At 46.4% G+C, this 509-nt stretch carries 2 tRNA genes and 1 rRNA gene; all 3 read left to right on the top strand.

Going from position 1 to position 509, the window contains the following annotated elements:
* Positions 1-56 (top strand): 16S ribosomal RNA (locus tag M3152_RS17785); the annotation flags it as partial.
* A 134-nt stretch (positions 57-190) separates the two neighbouring features.
* Positions 191-267, top strand: a tRNA-Ile gene (locus M3152_RS17780).
* Between the two features lie 10 nt (positions 268-277).
* A tRNA-Ala gene (locus tag M3152_RS17775) sits at positions 278-353 on the top strand.
* Positions 354-509 lie beyond the last annotated feature (156 nt).

The raw sequence follows: 509 nt of genomic DNA, 5'->3' as shown, positions 1-509 counted from the left end.
GGGTGAAGTCGTAACAAGGTAGCCGTATCGGAAGGTGCGGCTGGATCACCTCCTTTCTAAGGATAATTACGGAATATGAACCTTGGGTTCATACGTTGACGTTTTGCGTTCAGTTTTGAAGGTTCATTGGACAGTTTCAGACACAGTGCGTGTTTGAAAGTGAACAAGATAAACTTCATAATCCCGGAAGGGGCCTATAGCTCAGCTGGTTAGAGCGCACGCCTGATAAGCGTGAGGTCGGTGGTTCGAGTCCACTTAGGCCCACCATTCATATTTCGGGGCCTTAGCTCAGCTGGGAGAGCGCCTGCCTTGCACGCAGGAGGTCAGCGGTTCGATCCCGCTAGGCTCCACCAACTTACTCCGATGGGAGTATTTTTGTTCCTTGAAAACTGGATAAAACGACATTGAAGCAACAAAACATCAAGTAATCAACCGAGTCGATCACTTTTGTGATTGAACAATACTTTTTTAACGATTACCAACGTATATCGCTATACAATGGTAATCAA

Origin of the sequence: Sporosarcina luteola (genome assembly GCF_023715245.1) — a bacterium.
In the GTDB taxonomy this organism is placed as follows: Bacteria; Bacillota; Bacilli; order Bacillales_A; family Planococcaceae; genus Sporosarcina; species Sporosarcina luteola_C.
The sequence above is the reverse complement of the archived record's forward strand: the minus strand, read 5'-3'. Positions and strand labels throughout refer to the sequence as shown.